22 protein-coding genes and 1 pseudogene are annotated in these 23,609 nt (G+C 31.4%); 1 reads left to right on the top strand and 22 read right to left on the bottom strand.

The genetic code is table 11. From position 1 onward, the window contains the following. Positions 1-59: 59 nt before the first annotated feature. The 22 genes and pseudogenes from ACEQT4_RS11560 to ACEQT4_RS11455 form a co-directional block, all read right to left on the bottom strand. Positions 60-935, bottom strand: coding sequence for an N-acetylneuraminate synthase family protein (locus tag ACEQT4_RS11560; protein ID WP_370227849.1), 876 nt, complete (start codon positions 933-935; stop codon positions 60-62). A gap of 10 nt (positions 936-945) precedes the next feature. After that, positions 946-2,100, bottom strand: a complete 1,155-nt coding sequence (locus ACEQT4_RS11555) for a cytidylyltransferase domain-containing protein (RefSeq protein WP_370227847.1) — start codon at positions 2,098-2,100, stop codon at positions 946-948. Positions 2,101-2,213: 113 nt separating this feature from the next. Beyond that, the gene (locus ACEQT4_RS11550) at positions 2,214-3,044 is read right to left on the bottom strand and encodes a polysaccharide pyruvyl transferase family protein (RefSeq protein WP_370227845.1); all 831 of its coding nucleotides are present in this window, start codon (positions 3,042-3,044) and stop codon (positions 2,214-2,216) included. A gap of 13 nt (positions 3,045-3,057) precedes the next feature. Next, positions 3,058-4,146 (bottom strand): glycosyltransferase family 2 protein, encoded by a 1,089-nt coding sequence (locus ACEQT4_RS11545; RefSeq protein ID WP_370227843.1) that lies wholly within the window; start codon positions 4,144-4,146, stop codon positions 3,058-3,060. 3 nt (positions 4,147-4,149) lie between these two features. Further along, a complete protein-coding gene (locus tag ACEQT4_RS11540; protein WP_370227841.1) occupies positions 4,150-5,283 on the bottom strand; it encodes a glycosyltransferase family 4 protein in 1,134 nt (377 codons plus the stop codon). Between the two features lie 11 nt (positions 5,284-5,294). Further along, positions 5,295-6,764 carry a hypothetical protein gene (locus tag ACEQT4_RS11535; protein ID WP_370227839.1) on the bottom strand — a complete coding sequence of 490 codons (1,470 nt, stop codon included), beginning with the start codon at positions 6,762-6,764 and terminating at the stop codon, positions 5,295-5,297. Between the two features lie 19 nt (positions 6,765-6,783). Further along, positions 6,784-7,578, bottom strand: a complete 795-nt coding sequence (locus ACEQT4_RS11530) for a glycosyltransferase family 2 protein (RefSeq protein ID WP_370227837.1) — start codon at positions 7,576-7,578, stop codon at positions 6,784-6,786. Continuing rightward, on the bottom strand, positions 7,578-8,510 hold the full coding sequence (locus tag ACEQT4_RS11525; RefSeq protein WP_370227835.1) for a glycosyltransferase family 2 protein: 933 nt from the start codon (positions 8,508-8,510) through the stop codon (positions 7,578-7,580). Before ACEQT4_RS11525 ends, ACEQT4_RS11530 begins: the two co-directional genes overlap by 1 nt. Then, positions 8,503-9,543: pseudogene (locus tag ACEQT4_RS11520) on the bottom strand (acyltransferase family protein). The gene ACEQT4_RS11525 and the pseudogene ACEQT4_RS11520 overlap by 8 nt, the downstream one beginning before the upstream one ends. A gap of 14 nt (positions 9,544-9,557) precedes the next feature. Then, positions 9,558-10,511, bottom strand: a complete 954-nt coding sequence (locus ACEQT4_RS11515; RefSeq protein ID WP_370227833.1) for a glycosyltransferase family A protein — start codon at positions 10,509-10,511, stop codon at positions 9,558-9,560. Positions 10,512-10,518: 7 nt separating this feature from the next. After that, positions 10,519-11,295 carry a glycosyltransferase family 2 protein gene (locus tag ACEQT4_RS11510; protein WP_370227831.1) on the bottom strand — a complete coding sequence of 259 codons (777 nt, stop codon included), beginning with the start codon at positions 11,293-11,295 and terminating at the stop codon, positions 10,519-10,521. A 2-nt stretch (positions 11,296-11,297) separates the two neighbouring features. After that, a complete protein-coding gene (locus ACEQT4_RS11505; protein ID WP_370227829.1) occupies positions 11,298-12,221 on the bottom strand; it encodes a GDP-L-fucose synthase family protein in 924 nt (307 codons plus the stop codon). Position 12,222: 1 nt separating this feature from the next. Then, positions 12,223-13,338, bottom strand: a complete 1,116-nt coding sequence (gmd, locus tag ACEQT4_RS11500; RefSeq protein WP_370227827.1) for a GDP-mannose 4,6-dehydratase — start codon at positions 13,336-13,338, stop codon at positions 12,223-12,225. A gap of 65 nt (positions 13,339-13,403) precedes the next feature. Then, positions 13,404-14,216, bottom strand: coding sequence for a putative capsular polysaccharide synthesis family protein (locus ACEQT4_RS11495; RefSeq protein WP_370227825.1), 813 nt, complete (start codon positions 14,214-14,216; stop codon positions 13,404-13,406). 10 nt (positions 14,217-14,226) lie between these two features. After that, positions 14,227-15,105, bottom strand: coding sequence for a glycosyltransferase family 2 protein (locus tag ACEQT4_RS11490; protein WP_370227823.1), 879 nt, complete (start codon positions 15,103-15,105; stop codon positions 14,227-14,229). Between the two features lie 8 nt (positions 15,106-15,113). Continuing rightward, complete coding sequence (locus ACEQT4_RS11485; protein WP_370227821.1) at positions 15,114-16,070, bottom strand: glycosyltransferase; 957 nt, start codon at positions 16,068-16,070, stop codon at positions 15,114-15,116. Between the two features lie 41 nt (positions 16,071-16,111). Continuing rightward, positions 16,112-17,251 carry a glycosyltransferase gene (locus ACEQT4_RS11480; RefSeq protein WP_370227819.1) on the bottom strand — a complete coding sequence of 380 codons (1,140 nt, stop codon included), beginning with the start codon at positions 17,249-17,251 and terminating at the stop codon, positions 16,112-16,114. Beyond that, the gene (locus ACEQT4_RS11475) at positions 17,235-18,155 is read right to left on the bottom strand and encodes a class I SAM-dependent methyltransferase (protein WP_370227817.1); all 921 of its coding nucleotides are present in this window, start codon (positions 18,153-18,155) and stop codon (positions 17,235-17,237) included. The genes ACEQT4_RS11480 and ACEQT4_RS11475 overlap by 17 nt, the downstream gene beginning before the upstream one ends. A gap of 3 nt (positions 18,156-18,158) precedes the next feature. Continuing rightward, positions 18,159-18,980, bottom strand: a complete 822-nt coding sequence (locus tag ACEQT4_RS11470) for a sulfotransferase (RefSeq protein ID WP_370227815.1) — start codon at positions 18,978-18,980, stop codon at positions 18,159-18,161. Continuing rightward, a complete protein-coding gene (locus tag ACEQT4_RS11465; RefSeq protein ID WP_370227813.1) occupies positions 18,961-20,184 on the bottom strand; it encodes an ABC transporter ATP-binding protein in 1,224 nt (407 codons plus the stop codon). Before ACEQT4_RS11465 ends, ACEQT4_RS11470 begins: the two co-directional genes overlap by 20 nt. Positions 20,185-20,295: 111 nt before the next feature. Then, complete coding sequence (locus tag ACEQT4_RS11460) at positions 20,296-21,138, bottom strand: ABC transporter permease (RefSeq protein WP_370227811.1); 843 nt, start codon at positions 21,136-21,138, stop codon at positions 20,296-20,298. Between the two features lie 179 nt (positions 21,139-21,317). Continuing rightward, a complete protein-coding gene (locus tag ACEQT4_RS11455; RefSeq protein WP_370227809.1) occupies positions 21,318-21,527 on the bottom strand; it encodes a hypothetical protein in 210 nt (69 codons plus the stop codon). Positions 21,528-22,475: 948 nt separating this feature from the next. Here ACEQT4_RS11455 and ACEQT4_RS11450 point away from each other — a divergent pair. After that, a complete protein-coding gene (locus ACEQT4_RS11450; protein ID WP_370227807.1) occupies positions 22,476-23,225 on the top strand; it encodes a hypothetical protein in 750 nt (249 codons plus the stop codon). The last annotated feature ends 384 nt before the right edge of the window (positions 23,226-23,609 follow it).

Genomic DNA, 23,609 nt, shown 5'->3' with positions numbered 1-23,609 from the left:
TTATAATTAGACATTAGTCATTAAAAGCACCTATCATCGGTCAAAAAACATCCGTCATACTAACCCTTCTGGTTTTTCAACTTATCACGCTGAACTTGCTCTATAGGTAAAATATCTTGTGTTTTATAGGTCAACGATTCGTATACGGCTTTCAAATCTCTAGATAACTTTCTTAATCCTGCAGGTTCTAAAGATGCAGCATGATCTGTTCCCTTCCAAGTACGATCTAAGGTATAATGTCTTTCTATCACATTTGCGCCTAAAGTATAGGCTGCCATATCTACCGCAATTCCTAAATGATGACCAGAAAAACCAATATGTTTTACCTCAGCACCATATTTATCTTTCAAAATATTAATATCTAACAAGCACACATCTTTAAATGGTACTGGGTAACCAGACGTACAATTATACAATACCAAATCCTTTGCGCGATTATGAGTTTTAAACAATGCTACTAAATCATCAATCTCATCTTTTGTCGTCATACCTGTAGAGATATGTAGCTCACCCTCATAATGCTCACACAACCACGTTAACATCTTCACATTGTTATTACATGCTGATGGTATTTTGATAAACTTAGGTTGTAAACCTGCTATTTCTTTAGCAGAGGTTAAATCCCAAACCGATGTCGAATAATCCAAGCCTATGTCTTCGCAATAGTCTTTTAACTCTTGATGTTGATTCACATCAAACTCTAAAAACTCACGGTGTGCACCATAAGTATCGCCATAAGAATTTACTGGGTTAGGATGTGGCGCATTGTATTGAGCTTCGGTTAACAACTCTTTATTATGTCTTTTTTGAAACTTTACAGCATCAACATTACAAAAGATTTTAGCTACCTTAATTAATTCTTTTGCTATCTCCATATCACCTTTATGGTTACATCCAATCTCGGCAATAACATATGGTTTTTTATAATTAGTCATATATTTCCTTTTAAAATCTTTTATTATATTGTTTTATAAATTGACAAGCAGAACGTATTGCTCCGCCTCCTGATGGTTTTGGTAAAATAATATCGGCTTGATTAGTAACTTCTTTCATTGCATTGCTTGGTGCTAAAGACCAACCTACACTGCATATATTGGCTAGGTCATTAACATCATCTCCAACATAAGCCACGTTATTTAGGTTAAAGCCTTGCTGTTTGGCTAAATGGGTTAATAAAGTATACTTATCTTTTACACCAAGATATACTTGTTCTATTTGTAGCTTTTGCATACGTTTAGCCACCAATTCAGAACGTTCACTAGTCATAATCATAACGGTAACGCCAAACTGTCTTAATATTTCCAGTCCCATACCATCACGCATATCAAATTGCTTAGTATGCTCGCCATCTTTGGTATAAGTAATGGTTCCATCAGTAAACACTCCATCAACATCTAACACCAAGTGTGTTATTTTTTCGGCTTTTTTAAGACCTTGTTGTCTAGCAATTAGAAGTTGCTCTACGACTAACCAATCATTTTCACTATCGATCTCATGCAAGCTTTCTTCAGACATATGTACGACACCTACTTTATCACCTAAGCGATTCTGCTTGTTTTGCAACACTGCTTTAGTACAGGTATATACTGCGCCATTTTCTACTAATAGTCCTTCAAAATCTTGACGTCTTGGTCGATTGGTATAATCATAATTTTGTGGAGTGCCATCACTATTCCAAGTAAAACGATGTGTATTTACTACAGATACGGTAGAATCATATCCTTGGTTTAATTGTAACAAACTAGTATTAATAGCTTTAGCAGTGGTAAAAGGCGATGTAGCTTGTAGTAAGCAAAACACATCAAAATCATAATCTATAGATGCTGCAAACTCTAACATTGCACTCTCTGTAGAAGCGGTATCTGTAGCACTAGATGCACTACGTTGTAACACTTTTACTTTATCTGTATAATGGTATTCTTTTTCTATAAAATTAATAATCCAGGCGTCATCGGTATACACATAAACAATATCCAAATCAGAGTGCAAAGCTTCACCCAAAACCCATGTAAATAAAGGTTTGCCTACCATTTTTCGTTTATTTTTTCCGGGAATACCTTTGGAGCCTTGACGTAAAGGAATAAAGCCTATAGATTTCATAATAAGTAAGATTTCTTGTACTTAACTAGTCGCTAAAATACATTTTTTTTCGGATGAAAGTGTGTGTTTTATGGATTTAAGGAAATTGATAATATTTTTTATCACACAGCTTATTAATCAATAAAAGGACACACAGACATTAACTTTTCTTTGGTTGAGTTTAAATGTTTTTTTTCAATAATTTTTTCTGGTGTTTTTTCTATCAAATTATTAAAAAATTTAAGATCAAATGCATTGGTTTTTATATGTGGTATATAAGGCTTAATATTTACAGATTCAAAATAATCCCGAAATTTAATATTATCACCAAATAATTTATCCGAAAACCGTTGCCAAACAGCCGGAATACCATAAGCTTGAGCGACTATAATTCCATGCAAAGATGATGATATGATATGTTTACACTCTAAAATCTCTCTTGTTGTTGCTTCTACATCATTAGTCATTAAATTAATCAACTTCACACCAGGCATTAATGGTAAAGTCGCTACAATAGATTTATAATCATTGTAGTGTGGAATAATTCCTATTTCATATTTCTTTTCAACCTTAGGGAGATAATAATCTGGTAATAAGAGAGCAGGATCACCATACACTTCAGGCACTTCAAAACCTTGATCTAATAAACATTGTCTTGTCCTTGGTCCTCTTACAGCTAATATCTCTTTTGCTACTACTGGCTGGTCTTTATTAATAATTCCACTACCCCAAATAATAGAATGTTGATTAGAAAATGCTAATATACTACCAACAGTAAGGTATATGGGTGATGAGCTTAACGTTTGTTTCCACTTCTTTTTATTAGTATGTGTAAACACTACTTTTTTACCACTTATTTTTTCTACTAAATATGGACCAATCATGTCTCCATAATTCTCTTTAGGCTTATTTTGTAAAATAACCTCATTCCACCAGAATAACTTTATTTTTTTTTTATAAATCATGCGTAACAGTTCTTTATAGTTTTATTATAAAAAAAATAGTGTTTAAATCTTCAGAAATAGTATAAGTATAATTATGATGTCTGTAACACAAAACAATTTCTTGCAACATTAAATCATTTACAGTTTTCATAGAAATTGGTATTCGATCTGGTTTATTTAATGTCTTTTTCAATTTATACTTTAAACTATCAAAATAAATATCTTTAGTTACCTTTATACATACTATTTCATTTTTTAAGTTAGGTAATATCATTTTTATACAGTGCCACACATTGGCATGGTCGTTAACTAGTTCAAAAGATAACGTAGCATCATTTTGGGTCAATTCATCATCTTTACACCAAATATTAGCTTTGATATCTTGTTTAAATAATGGTGTAATAGCATTGGTGTTCTTTTGATATAACTGATGAACTAAGTTTATCTTCTTAATATTAAATAACTTTGGATTTTTTAATAGTTTAGCATCATTTATACGATTCTGTATTGGATGCCACTGGTGATAAAAAAGGGTATTATGATCAAAAGTTTTTTTAAGCCCTTTATTAGATAGTCTATCGTAAAAGTCAACATCTTCAGAACCATAAAAATGATAAATTTCATCATATCCTTTAACAGATAAGAAATCCTCTTTAGCTACTACTATCATACCGTTAATAGTACCGTGATGTTTAATATCACTTAGTTTAACATCTAATTGGTATCCAGGTTTTAATTGCGCATTTTCCTTTAAATAAGATAATTTAAAGAGCGTAAAAGTGTTAGCAGAAATATTCTTTTTAATCTGGCTCACAGCTTCTATAGCAAAGCATATATCTACATCAGCTACGAAAATATGTGAGCTATCACTTTTTAATGCGCCATAATTTAAGGCTTTACTTTTGTTCCATAATAAACCTGGATGTGCAATATAATAGTAAGTTGCAAAATCAAACTGGTTGAGTATTTGCGCTACAGCATTAGCTTTATCAAGGGTACTACCGTAATCTACAAAGACCACTTCAAAATCAGTATCAGTCTGATTTTTTAAACTTTCTAATGAGATTTTAATGCGTTCAAAATCTCTATTTCTGTAAGCATAAATTATAGACAGTTTGGCCATAAGCTAAGGTATTATATCTAAATAAGTTTGGTTAACTTTAGATTTTATGGTTTCGTATTTAAAGGTATTACGCAATTCCATATTCAAAGAAAAGGCTTTTTTTAACAATGCTGGGTTAGTTAAAGCTTCTTTAATCAAAAGAGCTATTTCATCTTCATTTTCACAATCATTAATCAAAAGACCATTAACACCGTGAGTTATAATTTCTTCTGTTGCACCACCTGGATTAGATTGTATTGGAAAAGCACCATAACACAAAGCTTCTAACATTGTATTAGGCATACCATCACTATTACTATTACCTATATATAGCTTTGATTGCTGCATTAAATCTAGTACAGCCTCATGCTTTATTTTACCAAACATCTTATAATTTTGCCATGTGTTCAATTTACTTAATTTACTGTAAGTTAAAACCTCATCCTCTGCTCCAAACACAATAATTGAATACGACTCTAATACTTCTTTTAATTGTAGTATAGCCTTTAATATTGTTATAGCCCGACCTGAACGTCCTTGAAATCCTTTTACTAAAATAATATCTCTTTGATTAGGTGATTCTAATTTTTCAATAGATTCTAACTTAAAGCCTCCTCCTCCTGGATAAACTCCTAAAAAACGTCCCTTAAAGCCATAATCTTTGGCTATTTGATAATCTCTTTTGCAGTCGGTAAACAAATAATCTACTCTTGGTAAAACGTTTTTTATATCCTTTAAGTAAGATGGTATATTTTTAAAATAATATAAATCACTACCCCATGAAGAATAAATCCATTTTATCGAAGGATATTTTTGCATAACACCTAATATAGGTGTACAAGAAACATATAAAGCAAAACTATGCACAACATCAGGTTTTACCGTATTTAAATAGTCTTCAAATAAATCAGCTGTATCGTTTTGATTATATTTAGCTAAAAACCTCTCCATATAAGGCCATAATTTTTTAAGCCTAATACGACCTGGATAGTTATATTTTAAACGCCATCCATATTTTTGATCTACCCAATCTAACTTATCTACATACGCTCTACTATCAGTAATATTAAACCAATACACCTCATGTCCTTCATTTTTTAGTTGGTCTGTCCATCTGAAAAAATGTAACGTAGGCATAGAAACCATTAATATTTTCATAAAAAAAAGGTTTATAAATTAGAAAAAGGGTTTAAATAAACGGGCGCTTTAAAAATTTTACTTTTAGGAGAGTTAGACATAATGTTTTTTATTAGACTAACAAAATTAGCAGCCTCATGGTCTACATAAAACACCTTCTTTTGGTCAATATAATCCTTATAGATAGCTTGACCAAAATCATTTATAATTATGGATGGGGTATCTAACATCGAAGCCTCAATAACACACCCTGAAAAGTGAGTAATATGCCATGTACTTTTTAAAATAGATATTGGCAAGGGGCTAGACTTTGCATCTTCTATTTTTACTTTTTCTAATACACCTTTCGATTTCACAAATTCCTCTACATCTAATTTTGTAATATAACTACTAGGGTGTAATCTTAAAATCCAGATATAATCTAATGCTTTAATAAGAGACAAAATAGAGTCACTTAAAAAATCTGTTAAAAGGAACGGTTTAGCTTGAAAAGAATATAAAACATAAGATTGCTTAGATATAGTAACTTTATTAGTGGAGTTAAAATAATTTATATAAGGCTGTCCTATGCATTTTGCTTCAATCCCATTAGAAGCTCCCCATTTTAAAATATTTTTTTTTGAATGTTCATCCCAATTCCAATAGCTTTTAGGCATTAAACTGTAGCCTTTTTCTGGTATTTTATTCCAATCTGAAAAAACCATATGAGTATTGGTTTGTGGTCCATGTTGTACATCCACAGTTTTTATCCCCATACAATTTGCTGCATAAATAGAAGCATAAAGGTGGTCATAACCATAATAACCTGCATAGACAACATATTTAGGTTGTATACGCTTATATACTATTTTAAAAAAAGGTTGAAGGTTTATAATTTTTTTTACCCACCTAGTCACTGACAGTTCAGAATAAGAATCTAAAACTATAAATCGATTTAACTGAGAAACATCCTTTAAAAATTCTTCATATCCATCTAAGCTAACTTTAGACACAACCTTACGTTGTTTTAAAACCTTTGATTTAATTTTTTGTAAAGTGTTATATGCATTAATAGAGGATGTTAAATCTAAAATAGAAGACTGATAAAAATTACGGTTATATATTTTTAAAAATTCAAAAGTGTAATGATTATCACTTAAACCATAATTATAACTTAATGCATCAAAAAAACGATTAAAATAAACACCATCAATCTTAGTTCTATGAAAATGTCCTCCAAAATAGATAACTGATTTAAATTCTAATTTTAAAAGAAAACGTAACAAGTAAAATAAATCTTTAAATACTTGAAATAACTGTTTTTTAATAGTTTTTTTGGGAGGCTTAAAATTAGTGTTTTTAAGATTAGAAATTGGTTTTTGTTTAGAATATTTAAGCAAATCAATAAACAACTTTATACGTAGATAAGGCCAAACTTTAATGCCACCCACTTCCCACTGATCTACAGGATAACTAGATTCTAATCGTAATAAATGTTGCTTAATATCTTTTGCTTCAATCATAGTTTTTAAACAAAAGTAATTAGGGTTTATGTCTCTTTAAAGCCTTACGTATCGCTAATTTAGCTTTCAGTAGCTTAGCCTCATAACCTATCCTTTTTAAAAAAGTCATCACGTTATCAATAGTCATAGCATAAAAACTACTTAAAAACACTTTTAATAAAGATGTTGGCTTGTGATTATTTATAATACCATTAGCTATACTCTCGTTTTTGAAACGATTAATAGACGCTGTTTGATCTCGTTTAGCAAAATAAAAAAAAGTTTCTGTAATATTCTTTATTGTATACCCATGCTTCATAACTAAGGCTGACCAATATTTATCTTCACTAAAACCTAAACTTTCATCAAAAGGATACTGTTCCCAAACCTTTTTATTTATCATAGCACAAGCATTCATCAACCCTTTTTTTAATGGGTTATTAATGCTATCGGGACTATTATAAGCATCTTGATAATTAGCAAAACTATTAACAAAGCGTACGCCAGCTAAATCTCTATCATTTTCAAAAGCGGCTATAGCAGTTTTAAAAAAAGAAGCGCCTATAGGTAAAGCATGTGCGCTTAATAACAATACATAATTATGTATAGCATGTCCTATACCTAAATTTAAGGCTTTACCATAAGTAAATTTATCTATAGCAATAACTTTACAACCATATTGCTTTGCGATTTCTACACTGTTATCTGTAGATTGGTTATCCACCACAATCACCTCTGCAATATCATCTTTATAATAATGAAAAAGCATAGGTAACATCTTGCCTAAAGCATCACTTTCGTTTTTATTTCTTATAACTACAGATACGTGTCCCATTAAAATAACTGTTTGAATAATTTTTCTGGATAAACAAAAACAAACTGTCTAAAAAACTTCTTATACGTTTTAGTATAAAAAGTTAAATAAACTATTGCTTTGAAAACATGAAAAGCATAATGCAATTTTTTTTTAAAAGCAAACTGTTCAAAAAAACAATAATAATCATTTAACAGCAATAAAGCTGTATTTTGGTTAACCTTATTTGTCTTTTTAAGCATCTTTAAAACAGAATTTCTAGCTAAAAAATCTGAATACTGCTTGTCAACACTTTTAGTGTTTTTTATTGAGTTTGAAGTATATCTAATGTAGGAGTAACAAGTATCATCAAATTCAAAATGCGTATCCAAAGCAATAGCTTTAATATGAAATTCCCAATCTTGAAAACTTATTAAAGCTTCATTAAATCTCAAATTTTTAAGAGCCTCTCGTTTCCACAATACATCTCCTGTTTGCCATCCTGCTTCTAGATTGATAAAATCATAAAGCAAATCATCACTAAATAATACAGGTCGCCAAGGCGTGTGAGGATTTTTAGTTTTAAAATTATACAAGTAACTTTTTGTAACAGTTGCATCTATATCACTACTAGCTTTAAATAAGCTTAAATGTGCTTCAATCTTTTTCGGCAACATAACATCATCACTATCATACCACATTATATAGTCACCTTGACTTTGCTTTAAACCAAAATTTCTTGAAGCGTTTCCTCCTTTTGGTCGGTCTGCGGGTCTTTTATAAAACTTAAATCGTGTGTCTTTAGTAATGTAATCTGCTAAAACATCATCAGTAGCATCTGTGCTTCCATCATCTACAACAATACATTCCCAATTTGCATAGCTTTGATCAATAATACTGTTTAAAGTATCTCCAATTAGATCAGCTCTATTGTAAACAGGAATAATTATAGATACTAAAGCAGTATTAGTCATTAGTTAAATGTTTTTTTAATTTTAAAAATGGCTGTTCTATCAAAATCCATGATGCATAAGAGATAAGTAATAAAAGCACAAAATAGACAATATACTTAAAACCTCCTTGTAATAGCTGTGGCTGTTCTATTTGATTCACCCTAAAAATCCTATTCCAGTAAGAAGGTATAAAATTATGATATAAATAAATACCATAACTTATCTTACCTATAAAGCGCAATACTTTTAGGTTCAAAAATTTAAAAATATAAGTATTAGGTGCTTCTACACAAAGTAAAATAAGCCTTAACGTTAATAGACTCACAATTAACCGATGTGGATAATAAGAAATTTTCATTCCAAATAATTATAATAAAAATACCACAACCAAAGGATAAGTCAACACCTTTAAAAATTTATAAAACAGCTGTGTATAACTTGGTTTATATACAAGTACATAAGACAACAAAGCACCTATTGCAAAAGCATTTACACAACTTAGCGTAAGTATTGAGGTCATACTTTGACTTAAAAAATAAGGATACGCACTACCCAACACAATAGTGAACAATAAAAACAGAAATAAATAGCGTTGCTTAATAAAAAACATGAATAAAGGCCAAAACAAATAAAACTGTTCTTCTACTGCTAAAGACCAAAAATGCCCCACAAAACCATGCCAGCTTTGGGTATTATAAAAATAGTAATTACTTGTATAAGTTAGATAATAAACAATACCATCTCTAAATTCATCACCATTGGTCAAGTATAAAAATAAGACCAGTAAATAATAAACAGGAAATATCCTTACCGTTCGCTTACCTATAAAAACACTCAAACTTTTAAAAATACTAATACCCTTCTCTTTAATAGCAATACGGTTATGAAATAAAATTTTAGTAATTAAAAATCCACTAATTACAAAAAAGACATCAACTCCTATTTTTCCTAATAACATACCATGAATAAAAGGAACAAATGCAAACCAATGAGATACGATTACTAATAATACAGCTATAGCTCTTAGACCATCTAACCCTTTTTTATATTTCATCTTTTAAAGCTTAATTATTTAGAAGGGTATAAAAAAGAAAAATAACGTTGGCGCTGCCTAACCAAAGGAAAATACTTGATGCTCAATTTAGAAAACAGAAGTTTAGGTAGTTTTAAAAACAGTTTTAACCAATAACCTGTAAGAGAAAACAATTCTTTTGTAGCAATAAATTTATGACGCCATAAAAGATCAAGGATCATATCTAAATACTTAAAAGATATAGATTGATGATAAGCCCAAAACAACAAAGATTCATATATTCTCCAGCGATAAGTAGTATAAATATCCTTTTGATTAAACACGTTATCATCATGCACACCTCTAACTGCTACTGGCTTATCTATAATACCAGGCACTAACTTGCCTACCAATGCTGTTTTTAATATAAAGGCTGTATCCTCTCCAATTTGCAATGTTTCATCAAATACTCCAGAAGCTTTTAAAACAGATGTTTTTAATATAAAACCATCTATAGAAAAATGACCACTCTTATAATATAATAGATGTTCAAAAAGTGCACTAGGCGCAATTACTTCTGTAACTGTTGTTAGTTTGCTGGCTTTAAATTCTTTTTGGGTATGTGCTCTGTAAAAATGAACGCCTATAGCATTGTACACTCCATCTATTTCTGGTCTTTGCTTAAAAAGATCTAAATCATTTTTAAAACGATTTTCCAAATAATAATCATCAGCATCCAAAAACGCAACAAGGCTAGATGTTGCTTTTTTTAGAGCTAGATTTCTACTGGCAGATCGTCCTTTATTGATTCCTCCGTCATGGGTATATACCTTTACTCTATCATCTTCCTTTTGCAATCGCTCTAAAACTATTCCTGTAGCATCTGTGCTTCCATCGTTTACAACCACCACCTCATAAACTTCAGGTTGTTCTAAAGCCGATTTTATAGATTGCTCTATAAAAGCAGCACCGTTATAAACAGGAATAATTACAGAAATAGAATAATCCATGTAAATCTTAAATGTTTTTTAGTAAGCCTAACTTAGCTAACCATTGTATTTTTTTAGAAGATTTTAAATGATTAAGTGCTTGTCTTAATCGTATTTTTTCTCCTAAATCCCTCATAAAAACTTCAAATTCACTATCCAAAACACCTTGTCGTTCTTGGTGTAAAGCCTGACGGTTTTCTGGTACAGAACTCAATCCATCTCTATAAAAATTTGAAAACATAGCTCCTACATGCTTATAACTACAATTATACTTACATACAGCTATAATCATAAACTTCCAATCAGACACAATCTTTAAAGTCTCGTCATAAAACCCTATGGTCTTAAACAACTTGCGTTTAATAAATGTAGATTGATGTGGTGGTGTGTCTTTACTTAAATACTCAAAAGTTAATTGATCAGGACACTCTTTCACATAGCTGTGATTTGCTTCAACCACATTAATATCATAACAGACAAAATCTGTGCTATGCAAATCCACAATAACTCGCTGTAATGCATCTATACCTATTAAATCATCACCACTATTCAAAAACAAAATATACTCGCCATTGGCTTTAGCTATACCTTTATTCATGGCATTATAAATACCTCTATCGGGTTCACTAACCCAATACCCCAATTGGTCTTGCTGTTGTTCTATAATTGCTTTACTCCCATCATTAGAGCCACCATCAATCACTATATACTCAAAGTCCATATAGGTTTGGGACAACACACTATTCATAGTACGTGTTAGTCCTTCCTTATCATTATAATTTATGGTGATGACGGATAATAACATACTTAGCTTAAAAATTTATCTTCGTAAACTGCTTGTATCCCATCTTCTAAATGAATCTTATGATGCCAACCCAAACTGTGTATTAAAGATACATCTAACAGTTTTCGTGGTGTCCCATCGGGTTTATCGGTATTCCAAACAATCTCACCTTGATAACCTACTATATCTTTAATCAATTCTGCCAGTTGCTTGATAGAAATATCTTCTCCTGTACCAATGTTAACACTCACATTTCCTTGGTAGGTATCCATTAAATGTAAACTAGCTTTTGCCAAATCGTCCACATGCAAAAACTCACGCTTTGGCGTGCCTGTTCCCCAAACCTCAACCGTTGGCGCTTCTGCTAATTTAGCTTCATGAAATTTACGTAACAACGCTGGTAACACATGCGAGTGTTTTAAATCATAATTATCATTAGGTCCATATAAATTGGTTGGCATTACCGATATAAAATTACAGCCATACTGTCTATTATAACTTTCACATAGCTTTAAACCTGCTATTTTTGCAATAGCATAAGGCTCGTTAGTAGGCTCTAAAGTATCGGTTAATAAATACGCTTCTTTTATAGGCTGTGGTGCAAACTTTGGATAGATACATGACGAAGCAAAAAACAATAACTTTTTAACTTGATGCACATAACTTTGATGAATCACATTATTCTGTATCATTAAATTCTCATACAAAAACTGTCCGCGTAAGGTATTATTAGATTCGATACCTCCTACTTTGGCGGCTGCTAAAAACACGTATTCAGGTTGCTCAGTTTCAAAAAACTGTATGACAGCCGCTTGATTGGTCAAATCTAGTTCTGATGAGCTACGTAACACAAAATTGGTATATCCTTTTGCTTGCAATGCACGTAACACTGCAGAGCCTACCATACCATTATGTCCTGCAACATATATTTTTGCTCCTAACTCCATACTACTCTTCTCTTGCGTTTAAGGTCTCATGTCCGCCTGCTTTTAAATACTGCTCTTTTTTAAACAGTTTTAAATCAGATTGCATCATATCATTCACTAAATCTTGTAAGCTATGCTTAGGCTGCCAATTCAATTGCGCTTTACATTTACTAGCATCACCTATCAACAAATCAACCTCTGTTGGTCTATAGTAATCAGGATCTACCCTAACCACTACCGTGCCTGCTGGTAATTGATAATCTGGTTGGCTACAACTTACTACGGTACCAACTTCTTGATCACCTTCACCTTCAAATGCTAATATAATCCCCACATATCCAAATGCTAATTTTATAAAGTCTCTTACCGTAGTGGTCACACCAGTAGCAATTACATAATCATCGGCTTGCTCCTGTTGTAACATCAACCACATCGCTTCTACATAGTCTTTAGCATGTCCCCAATCACGTTTGGCATCTAGATTACCAATATACAACACCTCTTGCAAGCCTAAGACTATTTTAGAGGTGGCTCTAGTAATTTTTCGTGTTACAAAAGTCTCACCACGTAAAGGCGACTCGTGGTTAAACAAAATTCCGTTACACGCGTACATATTATAAGCTTCACGATAGTTTACCGTAATCCAATACCCATATAATTTAGCCACACCATAAGGGCTACGTGGGTAAAACGGCGTGGTTTCACTTTGTGGTACCGCTTGTACCAAACCGTATAACTCACTGGTAGAGGCTTGATAGATTTTTGTTTTTTCGGTCAACCCTAATAGGCGTACCGCTTCTAAAATACGTAAAGTCCCTAAACCATCAATATTAGCCGTATATTCTGGCGTATCAAAACTCACTTTTACATGAGACATCGCACCCAAATTATAAATCTCATCGGGCTGCACCTCTTGGATAACACGCGTAATATTCATACTATCACTTAAATCGCCATAATGTAATTTAAAACGCACATGGTCTTCATGTGGGTCTTGATACAAATGGTCTACACGATCGGTATTTAATAAAGAGGCACGACGTTTTATACCGTGTACCATATAACCCTTATCTAATAATAATTCGGCTAGATAGGCACCATCTTGTCCCGTTATTCCTGTGATTAAGGCTGTTTTCATTCTTTGTATGCGTTTCTTATCGTTTCACAAATATAGGTGTATCCATTAAAACACAACGTATGGAATCATTTAGAGTGTTTATCAATAAATTGTTGTATTTCATCATCTGTATAAAAATGAGTGACAAATTTGTGAGTATATAATTGTTCTAATTCTTCTGTTTCAAATTTTAATAATTGCTTTAACTCTTTGTAAACATGAGATATAGGCTTGTTAGAAGATTGATTGGCATTAGCTTCTAATTGTAAATCCAAACCTAAAAAGGCCTTCATAGCATCATGATAACAAGTGTTTAGCTGCTCTAATTTAATAATTAAGATATGGTAATCTTTATGCTTGTAAATACTATATCCTTTAGTTTTATCAAAAGGCTGTGCAAACACATCAAATCCTGTATAGTTATAAAACTCGCTATCAAACCAATTAAAGGTATAATCATAACTTAACTTATCTAAATAGGCTGTTTTTAAAGATGTAGCAGAGTATGATAATAGGTCACCTTCTACAACCTCATGTGGGTTTTGCATAAAGTTAGAAATCTGTCTAGACACAGGCTCTCTTACTAAAGATATTATATATTTTTTATGATTAGGATAAGCGTCAAGATGCTTAAATACTTGACGTGCAGCTTTTATATTGTGTTCGTAAAAAGATGTACCTAGCAACCTATCTTTTAACCATTCATCAGACAAAAAATGTGCATGAAAAATATTATTCCAAGGACTTATTTTTTTTAGTTCATAGTATAATGTAGAAGAGCCTACTTTACCTAAAGTATAAACAATTACCGTTTTCTCTTTAAGTGATTTTAACTTAAATTTTAAAAACTGTGTTCTTACTCGTTTTAAAACCTTTTTAATTATTTGTTTAATTGACATGCTGAATAAACTACTTTTCTTGTATTACAAAAGTTTTTTTAGAGTAATTAAAATCAATGGTTGTTCCCTTTGTATGTTCTAAATTAGTGATTTGATTATAAAAATAATGCACATTAAATACTTTAAAGCGTCTTAAAAACCTTGCGCTCTTTTGCAAACGTTGTATTTTTTTTAGCTGTACTGACTCATCAAAGCTTAGCGAATAGTTATTTATACTATCATTCACCTCTTGTATATAGTTTTTCATTTGTGTCCCAGACAATTGCCCTTCACGTTTGCGCCATGCGCCTATTGGTAAACTTGAAGTATATAATGTATCCTTTTGAGAAAACCTAAACCACAATTCAAAATCTCCTGCTAATTTCAAATTATCATTAATCATACCGCCTGCAGCGTCCCATAAACTACGTCTCCAAAACGTAGATTCTTGCTGCACCCATTTATAATCCTTATTCAAAAACTTAAGTAAACTAAATGATTTTGGGTAGCTTGTACGTATAAGCTGTCCTTTTAAATCTATAAAACTATTTAATCCTTGCACCCAATTAACCTGTGGCAAGTCTTTCATAATTCGATTCATGTAGTTTAAAGCATTAGGCAACAATATATCATCACTATTTATCCATGCCATAACATCTCCTGTACTTAATGCAAAACCTTTATTTAAAGCATCATACATACCTGTATCAGGTTCACTAATCCACTTTGTTATTTTAGACTCATAAGTTTTTATAATATCTAAGGTACCATCGGTACTACCGCCATCAATAATTATATATTCTAAATTTTCATAACCTTGATTGATCACAGACAATATGGTTTGCTCTATAAAATCTACCTGGTTATAAACAGGTGTTACAATTGATATTTTATATTTTGAAATACTCAATTTTTTATCTAATTTAATTTTTTGTTATATTTTATTATTTCAAAAAGAGCTTTGTCTGTGTTTATAAAATCACCAAAAGCTAACTGTAAATATAACTTCCATTCTCTTCTATTTTTCACCTTTCCTTTAATTGCCTTAGTAATAAAAATAAAAAATCTTTTAATCTTATTTTTTTTTGAATATTTAATATGTTGTTTTATAAACCAATTATAAGTAGTCAATATTCTAAAACTTGTATTATGACCGGCTTTTAATTTTACCAAATAAGAATCTAGTAATCTGCTTTTTGTTATATAATGATTAAACTTCAACGTTTCTAAATACCAAAGTTTATACCCCATCAAAATAAACCATTTACAAAGTTCGCTATCTCCTCCAGAGCTTAAAAGCTCTCCCTTTCTATCAGACAATAAAGACTCAAACCCAGTATTGTAAAGTCTTAAAAAAAGAAACTTCCTAAAAACCATACCTGCGCCCCAAACATAACCTCTACTGCTAACATCTCCACTTATAGTGGCTTGTTTGCCTACTGCATAATTTTTAGCTTCTTTATCCCACCATTTAGGTTCAACGCCTTCTAACACACCAATAGATTGTCCTCCTAAAACACCTACTTCTGGATGTTTAGTCATAAAATCAAATGCAATTTGCAAATAATCTGATGCCAACCAATTATCATCGTCACAAAAAATAATAAGCTCTCCTTTACTATGGTTAACACCTGTTTCTCTAGCATAAGACAAACCTGGTTTAGACTCTGTTACAACATTTAAATCTACAGTGGTATCTAATGCTTTCCAAATGTTATTTGCTACTTCTACAGTATGATCTGTACAATTATTATCTACTAAAACAACTTCATATGTAAAAGTATTATTAGTCTGTTGTACAGCTAAGTGTTCTAATGTATCTTTTATAACATACTGACTATTATAACAACAAACTATTACTGATAGGTTAATCATATCTAGATAAATAAGTTATTTATGCTGATTATTCAAATACATTATTTGTTTCTAATTAAATCAAATAATTCTTTACCCGCATTAACTTTATAACGTTTCATAGCACGTTCGTGTGCTATAACACCCATTTCTTTCCATTTCTCTTTATTATCCCAAGCTTTTTCCATAGCCTTATCTAAATAAATTTTTAATGGTGCTTCTGCTATCCAACCATTTTCATTTTCATCTACAACTTCTGTATTTCCTCCTACGTTTGTTACTACAGCTGTACGACCACAAATATTAGCTTCTACTAAAGATAAAGGTGTACCCTCACTTATTGATGGTAATACTAACAAATGATTTGCACTCCATATATCTTCTACAGAATCTACATGTCCTTTTAATATTACTTTGTCTTGTAATTCATAATGTGCTATTAAATCTTTTAAATAGTTTTCATCACTTCCTTTACCATATAAATTACAAGTCCAATGTCTAGCTTTCCATTTATCTTGACTTAAAACTTCAACAAGTATATCTTGACCTTTAAAACGACAATCTAATCTTCCTACTACTGCAAAACTAGGTATTGATAAATCTGGATATTCTACAATGTTCTTTTTATCTAAATTAACTGGATTATTAACTAAATAAAAATTAGCACCTTCTGTGTTTAAATATCTTTTAGTAAGATCTAAAGAACGCTGAGACACAAAACAAAAGTGTTTAATTTTGCTCACTATTTGACTTGCCTTTTTTCTTAAACCTTCTTTTGGTAGACCTACATCAGGCAAATGTTGGCTTATCAAACTTATAGGAACATCTAACGTTAATAAGTTTACTAATAAAGAAGATCCAAATGCTGAAAATGTATCGCCTTGACTTATTAAAATGGTATCAGTTCTTTTTAAGCCTAAAGTTTTAATTGTATCAAAAACAGTTGGAGGTGTTGTGCTTAGTCTTTTAAAAAATTTTTTTTTTGGTTGTTTATGGTGTAAGTCTAAATAATTAATTTTTGCTCCTAGACTTCTTAGATGTTGTATTCTAGCATGATCTTCATCCCATTTTTTTATAAAAACACTTACAGAAACATCTTTATTTAAAGCATAAACAGCTGTGTTATACCATAACTCCTCACTTCCTCCCCATGGAAAACCTCCCATAAGTGATACAATAACTAATTTATCCTTTCTTTTCATAGATAACTAATAAACTATCCCCTTTGTTTAATTTATTTTGATTAAGTTTTTTAAAGAGTTTTAGCAAAAATTTATTTTGCCCTATTTTACTTTTAACTATATGATTATTTAATGCTATTCTTCCTTTATTTGCTGGCTCTTCATAAATTTTAACCAATGATAATTCACTGTAAAAATTAGGTAATTTTTCAAATACATTTTTTCTCCACAATCCCATATGGTGAGGCGGCATGTTAAGAGCTAAGGTTTGTAATTGATTAACATATCTTGGATTAGTTTTTGGTAATTTTTTTTGTTCTTTAAAAAAGACGGCTTCATTATTTGGAACCGCAAAAATTAATTTTCCATTTGGCTTTAGAAGCTTTAAACAATGAGAAATAAAATCATTTATATTCCAAATATGCTCTAAAACCTGAAAAGCACACACAACGTTAAACTTAGCATCTACTTTTTCAGAATAAACTTCTAACGGTGTATTTAAAACTTGTAAGCCATTTTTATTTGCCTTTTCAATTGCTTCGCTATTTAATTCTAGACCTAAAGTATTAACCTTCTTTTTATTTAAATAAGAAAGAAAATAGCCGTTACCACAACCAATCTCTATAATACTTTGTCCTTCTTGCACATATGTATCAGTAACTTCATACTCCCATTTCCATTTTTGATAATACCAGTTATGCTTTTCTAATGCCTTATAAAATGCTTCGTTACCATAAATAGTAAACGGATGATAAAACTCGTAACCTGTGTCTAAGCATTTATATAAAGAAATTTGGTCTAAATCTTTAAAATAATTATTAACGTCTAAATCTAAACCCTCTTTATAAATAGTAGCTATTTCTTTTGTTGCTATTTCTTTTATTAATTTTACTCTACCAGAGGTTATAGGTGATTTAGTTATCATATCTTAACTTTTATAAATAGACTCAAACATTATTGACAAATCATTTTGGGTAGATGTATCTATTGTTAATGCTTCTTTTGATTTTAATTGAATTGAAAAATCATAACTATCGTCAAATAATTCATCTTTAATCCCCATAAATTCTAAAATCTCATTTAGTACAGATATTGTTTGGTTTGAATACCTTGAAAAATCTATTTCTAATATATTTTCTTTAGGAAAAAAATTTAAAAAACGATTTAATTGTTGCTCGTAATTTCCTCTTCCTATAAAGCTAGGTTCATAGATAAACTCTTTTGTTTGCAACAACATCTCATATTCTTCCTTAATAATATTCATAAATTCAGGAAAAGGTTTTCTATTTAAAAAATCAATCATTTTATCCCCATACGCCTTATTATACTGAATTACTTTCTCCTTATATTCCTTAGACCACAACTTACCCTCACTCAGTGACTTATACATTTTATAAGCTGAAATTGCTCTTTCAACAGGGTCTCGCTTAATGATAATAAATTTTGCTTTGGGGTTATATTGTTTTATTCTTTCTGCACAATAAGGCATGTACAAATATTCTGTTGAAGAATCAAATCTTATAACTTTCTTATTATTTCTAAAAAAGGTATGGTATTTATTTAATCCCATTTCATATAACCCATCAAAACTAAAAAAATCTGTTTCTTTTGGTATTGATCCGTGAAATGCAGGATGTTGATCTAAATAATAGTGTAATGATGTAGTACCACATTTCTGAGCACCTAAAACAAACAGCTCCACCTTATCTTTAGAAGTATTTTTCTCTTTCTTAAACCTCAGTCTTATCATTCTTTTCTTTAAAATAAAATGGCGCAAATACTAACCTATCATTACCTACAACTCTAAAATCATTATAATTGATATAATTGGATAAAACTTGTGGTTTACCTTCATTATAGCTATCAAATCTTACCGATATAAAATAAGCGCTTATAGATAAATTAAGCACACCAAAATCAAAATTAAAATTTTGATTATTTTCCGCTTTAATATCTATTAATCTTGTCTCTAATATAGCTACATTTGTTTGAGCCATATTATAAATTAAAATGGCAACTTTTACTTTTTTATATTCTTTATTAGAGCTTAAATTAAGCTTTAATTTGAAATTTTCATCAGATTTTATAATTCCTTCATTATTAAAATCATCTGAAAACAAACTGGCGTTATTTAAACAAATAACATCTTCTTTAAAGTTTAAATTTCCTGACAAATTTTGTCTATCAAAATAAGCTTGTATACCTTCACCTACGTCATCAGTATTCACTAACATTTCTCCTTTATGCAATAAAATGATATGATTACATATTCTTGAGACAAAAGGCATACTATGTGAAACAAAAATTACCGCAGTATTTTTAAGCAATTCACTAATCTTGTTAAAAGATTTCATAGCAAAAGACATATCACCAACAGCTAACACCTCATCAATAATTAAAACATCAGGTTCCATTTGTGCAGCTACTGCAAAACCTAAACGTACTTTCATCCCACTACTGTAGTGCTGTACAGGCATATCTATAAACTCTTCCAACTCGGCAAAAGCAATAATGGCGTCTAGCTTTTGGTCAATCTCTTGGCGTGTAAAACCTAAAACAGCCCCATTATTATAAATATTTTCACGACCAGATAATATAGGGTTAAAACCTGCTCCTAGCTCAATTAAAGCACCTACACGTCCTTTAATCGTTACTTTACCAGCATCGGGATTGATCAACCCATTAAGTATTTTTAGCAAGGTAGACTTACCAGCACCATTATGACCTATTAAGCCCAAACACTCACCACGTCGTAACTCAAAATTAATATCCTTAACCGCCCAAAACTCTTTAGGTCGTAATTCACGCTCGTTGGTGCTACCACCAATGCCAGTCATTAAATCTTTAACACCATACCATAAGCTAGTCTTTAAGTCTTTACAAAACTTTTTACTTAAGCCTTCTACCTTTACTAAAACCTCATTATCGGTGTGTATGTTTTGTTCTGGGTTCATCAACCTTTTTTCTTTTATTTTTTTTTAAGTTTCCTTAGTCATTTCGAGCATAGCGAGAAATCACACAAGCAACTAACTACTAACTGCTTATTACTTATTACTCATTACTAACTACGCACTCAATCGCTCCACAATAATCGGTATTGACAACCTATAAATCGCTAACCCAATTAACAATAGCGGGACACAACAAGCAATCACAATTAAAAATTGGTAACCATAGTTAGACACTGTTCCTACCACAAAATCTCTTGTGGTTAATATAATAGGTGTTAAAGGATTATAGGTCATTAATGTTTTTAACAAGCCATCTTCTTTTGGTAAAGCATAGACCACAGGTGTGGCATACATTAAAAACTGCAAACCAAACGTGATGATTTTATTAATATCAGAGTATAATAAACCTATAGGGGTAATAAACAAGCCAATAGTAGTACCGACTATAACAGCGCCTATTACTGCAACAGGTACTAACAATAAAGTCCAACTTAAACCAACACCATAAAACAACACAAAAACAAGTAACAATAGTAGTTTAATAGACGTATTAAACAACAATTTATAGATACCAGAAACAATTAAGGCCTCTTTAGGAAAATTTATTTTAGTTAAAATACCCCTAGCACTATTAGTACTCTGCATAGGCGATTTGATAGACTCTGTAACAATAGACCAAATCAACGTACCAGAAAAAGCAAATAACGGATAAGGCATACCGGTATCTGTTAGTCTAACTGTACCGCTATTATTTAGAACAATCCAAACCAATGCTGTTGCTAGTGGTGTAAAAAACGCCCAAAATAGACCTAAATAAGATTGACGGTATTGGGCTTTTATATCGCGCTCTGCCAATTGTCTTGACAAAAAACGTGAGGCATAAATATCTTTTAAACTCGCAGAAAACAGCTTAAAAAGACTTAGAGTATTATTTTTTTGATAAACTTTGGTTTCCAAAGGATAATCTTATTTGTGTTAATGGCTATGCAACACTCTATACAAGCATTGACATTATAAACACAAATAAACGATTTTTTTGGTGTTTTAACGCAAAAAAACAACCTTTTATAGAAGAAAATCATAAAATAAAAAAGGGCGACTTTTAAAGTCACCCTTTTTTAAAAATGTAATAACATTTAAGCAGATTGATCTTTAATACCATTAACCGTATTAAAAACCTCTTCATAAGACAAATCCATATAGTCACAAAATAAACGGATACTAATAGGTTGATGCTTCTTTTTACCATATGCATCTCTAATGGATTTTATCAATCTCTGAGCATAAGACTCACTCTTGCCCATTAAGAACATAACATCGTTAGATGTAATTATGATACGTTTCATTTTTTTATGTTCGTTAAAATCGGTCAATTGTTGCATTTGCAATTTAACACATATAACACATTAAAAAATAACAAATTACATTAGTTTTTCCGCATAATTATCAACAATTACTTACCCATTATCATTATTAGCCTAAACAAACATTCAAAACAGTATTATAATTCAACATGACATGTCATTTCGAGTGTTACACTGAGCGTAGTCGAAGTGCAGCGAGAAATCACACAATTAACTCATCAACAAATCCACAAATAAACAAAAAACGTCATTGTGAAGACGCAGGACAAAACAATCTCATAATCGATTAATCGAGCAATCCAAAAATCTAGAAATCCCTTTGTCATTTCGAAGAAGGCACGACTGAGAAATCACACAAGCAACTCATTAACAAATCCACAAATCAACACAAAACGTCATTGCGAGAACAAAGGACGAAGCAATCCAACAATCTACAAATCGTCACTTCGAGTGATTTACGAAGCATGAGCAAATCGTATCGAGAAGCACCTCAAAGTCATTTCGAAGAAGGCACGACTGAAAAATCACACAAGCAACTCATCAACAAATCAACACAACATGTTATTGCGAGGACAAAGGACGAAACAATCTCAAACAAAAACAATCAAGCAATCAAACCACAACCACCAACCAATCCCATACCAAAGCCCACTCAAAGCGCACCCAAAGGTATCCCAATGTTAAAAAACCAGTAACCATAAAAAGAAGCACAAAACATCAAAAAACGTAAAAAACAGACAAAAACAGCATTTTTAACAACGTTCAACAAAAAACAACCAGAACAGTAAAAAACAAAATGCAAGTTCCAATCCCATAGTACATTGCCATCTCAAAGCCAAAATAGAACAATGTAGGAGCTCATACAACATCTATTGAAGCTATAATTTATAACGTGCTAAATGAAAATAAGCACATAAAAACAATTAGAAGATGGCAAAATTAAGTAGCCTATTAAAAATTGAAGGAACCTTAGATGGAATGACCTTCTACAGAGGAAAAGACGGATATTTAGTCCGCACAAAAGGAGGAATCTCTAAAAGCAGAATCCAAAACGATCCCGCGTTTATCAGAACCCGAGAAAACGGAACCGAATTTGGTCACGTCGCTAAAAGCGGTAAAACATTAAGGCAAGCCTTAACACCACTATTAGCAGATGTCAAAGACGGTAGATTAGTCAGTCGATTAACAAAAACTCTATCTTTAGTTAAAAATGCAGATACAACATCCACTAGAGGAAACAGAAATGTTGGTATAGGCATAGCAACTCCTGAAGGGCAAAATGCAATAAAAGCATTCGACTTCAATCAAAATGCACAACTAGATAGCATTCTGTTAACCGACTTTACACTTGACACTGCTACAGGAGGCGTATTAATTAGTAACCTAAACCCGTTACAACAAATCAATGCACCGTCTGGAGCCACACATGTAAGTTTTACTGCTGCAGTACTAAACCTTGATTTCCAAACAGGAGAAAAAGAATTAGTCATGAGTACAGAAATTAATAACCCATTAAACAGTACAGTAGTAGATATTAATCCAATACCTGCAAGTGTTCCAACAGGCACAGGACAAACCTATTTCTTATTAAAACTAGCCTTTTATCAAGAAATCAATAGTATGCAATATGCCTTAAACAATGGAGCATACAACGTCATGCAAATCTTAGAGATTCAGTAGTACAACAACTACACAGACAAAAAAAGAGGAAGCAATACTTCCTCTTTTTTTTATAATTAAAATACTAACCGTCATTGCGAGAATGCAGGACAAAACAATCTTTTACAACAACAATCAAGCAATCCAACAATCCCTTTGTCATTTCGAAGAAGGCACGACTGATAAATCACACAAGCAACTCAACAACAAATAAACACAACATATAATTGCGAGGACGCAGTACGAAGCAATCCAACAATCTTCAGATCGTCACTTCGAGTGATTTATATAGCATGAGTAAATAGTATCGAGAAGCATCCCTAAGTCATTTCGAAGAAGGCACGACTGAGAAATCACAAAAGAAGCTCTTCTAATCAAATCCAAAAATCAACACAACATGTCATT

Origin of the sequence: Mesoflavibacter sp. (genome assembly GCF_964226795.1) — a bacterium.
Lineage (GTDB): Bacteria > Bacteroidota > Bacteroidia > Flavobacteriales > Flavobacteriaceae > Mesoflavibacter > Mesoflavibacter zeaxanthinifaciens.
This window is presented reverse-complemented; position numbering and strand designations above follow the sequence as displayed.

What these genes read in the sequence shown, in the direction of transcription:
- ACEQT4_RS11465 (WP_370227813.1), bottom strand. Translation starts at nt 20,184, where the DNA reads ATGAACCCAGAACAAAACATACACACCGATAATGAGGTTTTAGTAAAG.
- ACEQT4_RS11535 (WP_370227839.1), bottom strand. Translation starts at nt 6,764, where the DNA reads ATGATTGAAGCAAAAGATATTAAGCAACATTTATTACGATTAGAATCT.
- ACEQT4_RS11505 (WP_370227829.1), bottom strand. Translation starts at nt 12,221, where the DNA reads ATGGAGTTAGGAGCAAAAATATATGTTGCAGGACATAATGGTATGGTA.
- ACEQT4_RS11510 (WP_370227831.1), bottom strand. Translation starts at nt 11,295, where the DNA reads ATGTTATTATCCGTCATCACCATAAATTATAATGATAAGGAAGGACTA.
- ACEQT4_RS11555 (WP_370227847.1), bottom strand. Translation starts at nt 2,100, where the DNA reads ATGAAATCTATAGGCTTTATTCCTTTACGTCAAGGCTCCAAAGGTATT.
- gmd (WP_370227827.1), bottom strand. Translation starts at nt 13,338, where the DNA reads ATGAAAACAGCCTTAATCACAGGAATAACGGGACAAGATGGTGCCTAT.
- ACEQT4_RS11475 (WP_370227817.1), bottom strand. Translation starts at nt 18,155, where the DNA reads ATGATAACTAAATCACCTATAACCTCTGGTAGAGTAAAATTAATAAAA.
- ACEQT4_RS11545 (WP_370227843.1), bottom strand. Translation starts at nt 4,146, where the DNA reads ATGGCCAAACTGTCTATAATTTATGCTTACAGAAATAGAGATTTTGAA.
- ACEQT4_RS11480 (WP_370227819.1), bottom strand. Translation starts at nt 17,251, where the DNA reads ATGAAAAGAAAGGATAAATTAGTTATTGTATCACTTATGGGAGGTTTT.
- ACEQT4_RS11550 (WP_370227845.1), bottom strand. Translation starts at nt 3,044, where the DNA reads ATGATTTATAAAAAAAAAATAAAGTTATTCTGGTGGAATGAGGTTATT.
- ACEQT4_RS11450 (WP_370227807.1), top strand. Translation starts at nt 22,476, where the DNA reads ATGGCAAAATTAAGTAGCCTATTAAAAATTGAAGGAACCTTAGATGGA.
- ACEQT4_RS11525 (WP_370227835.1), bottom strand. Translation starts at nt 8,510, where the DNA reads ATGACTAATACTGCTTTAGTATCTATAATTATTCCTGTTTACAATAGA.
- ACEQT4_RS11515 (WP_370227833.1), bottom strand. Translation starts at nt 10,511, where the DNA reads ATGGATTATTCTATTTCTGTAATTATTCCTGTTTATAACGGTGCTGCT.
- ACEQT4_RS11560 (WP_370227849.1), bottom strand. Translation starts at nt 935, where the DNA reads ATGACTAATTATAAAAAACCATATGTTATTGCCGAGATTGGATGTAAC.
- ACEQT4_RS11485 (WP_370227821.1), bottom strand. Translation starts at nt 16,070, where the DNA reads ATGATTAACCTATCAGTAATAGTTTGTTGTTATAATAGTCAGTATGTT.
- ACEQT4_RS11540 (WP_370227841.1), bottom strand. Translation starts at nt 5,283, where the DNA reads ATGAAAATATTAATGGTTTCTATGCCTACGTTACATTTTTTCAGATGG.
- ACEQT4_RS11470 (WP_370227815.1), bottom strand. Translation starts at nt 18,980, where the DNA reads ATGATAAGACTGAGGTTTAAGAAAGAGAAAAATACTTCTAAAGATAAG.
- ACEQT4_RS11530 (WP_370227837.1), bottom strand. Translation starts at nt 7,578, where the DNA reads ATGGGACACGTATCTGTAGTTATAAGAAATAAAAACGAAAGTGATGCT.
- ACEQT4_RS11455 (WP_370227809.1), bottom strand. Translation starts at nt 21,527, where the DNA reads ATGAAACGTATCATAATTACATCTAACGATGTTATGTTCTTAATGGGC.
- ACEQT4_RS11495 (WP_370227825.1), bottom strand. Translation starts at nt 14,216, where the DNA reads ATGTCAATTAAACAAATAATTAAAAAGGTTTTAAAACGAGTAAGAACA.